We start from the raw sequence: 1,293 nt of genomic DNA on the forward strand, positions 1-1,293 counted from the left end.
TGGGCTAACCTAAATTTTTGAGACAATATAAAAACACCTTCGCAGTGGTACACTTAAAAAAAGTGCTAGCATCGGAGGTGTTTTTGCGTGGGCAAAAACGTATATTCAAGTGAAGTGAAATGGGCAGTGGTGAAAGACAAACTGAGCGGTGAGTTGACGACTAGAGAGATCATGGAGAAACACGGGATCAAAAACGAATCACAGATCCACACATGGATGAGATGGTATCGGTCCAATGAAATCTATCGATTTGACCAGCCCATCGGGAAGCAATACACCTACGGACTCGGTCCTGATTCCGCCAGTGAGGATGACAAGAGAGAGCGTCAACTATCCCACCTGAAGACGGAGAACGACATCTTAAAAAAATTCATGGAGATCGAAAGAGAGTTGAAAAAGAAATAGCGTTAAAGACTGTAGAGCGCCTGAAGAGCAAATATACGGTCACGACCATCCTACGTGTCCTAGACGTGCCACGGGCAACCTATTACCGTTGGGTCAAAGAACCGGTGAAGCAACCTTCGGTGCTGGAGCAAACAGTCATCGAAGTGTGTAAGCTTACGAAGTATCGATATGGACATCGAAAGATAAAAGCCCTGTTAGAGCAAACCTATGAATTGGCGGCTAACCGGAACACCGTACAAAGAATCATGCAGAAGCACCATCTCCAGTGTCGGATTAAGCCTAAACGGAAATGGAAGTCTCAGGGCGAGAGCATCATCATCGCACCTGACCTTCTCAAGCGAGACTTCACGGCCAGTGAACCAAATAAGAAGTGGGTGACGGACATCACCTATATCCAATACGGGAGCACGACGAAGTACCTCTCCACAATCATCGACCTATTCAACAATGAAATCGTTGCCTATAAGCTATACGAGCATCAACAGACGCCCCTCGTCATCGATACGTTAAAGATGGCGTTGGAGAGTCGGAACAATCCCGAAGGGATCATCATCCATTCGGATCAAGGAAGTGTCTATACATCATATGCCTTTCAAGATTTGGTCAAGAGGAACCATCTGACGAGCAGCATGTCCCGAAGAGGCAACTGTTGGGATAATGCGGTGATTGAATCGTTTCATTCGAATTTGAAGTCTGAGGAGTTCCAGTACGTCAAGTTCAACTCGTTAAGTGACCATGAAGTGCGTGAGCGGGTGGACCATTACTTAACTTACTATAACGAAGAGCGTATCCAAGAAAAATTAGGCTACCTCACACCGATAAAATATGGTGTGGTGGCAGCCTAATAAGGTGTTTTTATTAGTGTCTCATATAGCTAGGTCAGTCTAG

Annotated in this window: 1 protein-coding gene; it reads left to right on the forward strand. The window is 45.5% G+C overall.

Features of this window, described 5'->3' with window-relative positions; all coding sequences use genetic code 11:
- Positions 1–87: 87 nt before the first annotated feature.
- Positions 88–1,250, forward strand: a protein-coding gene (locus RT52_RS07240) for an IS3 family transposase (protein WP_156028793.1) whose coding sequence is annotated in 2 segments (ribosomal slippage) — positions 88–364 and positions 364–1,250 — 1,164 coding nt in all. Because the reading frame shifts where the segments join, the coding sequence is not laid out codon by codon here.
- The last annotated feature ends 43 nt before the right edge of the window (positions 1,251–1,293 follow it).

The sequence above is a fragment of the Exiguobacterium alkaliphilum 12/1 genome (genome assembly GCF_000714435.1).
Classification (GTDB): Bacteria; Bacillota; Bacilli; order Exiguobacteriales; family Exiguobacteriaceae; genus Exiguobacterium; species Exiguobacterium alkaliphilum.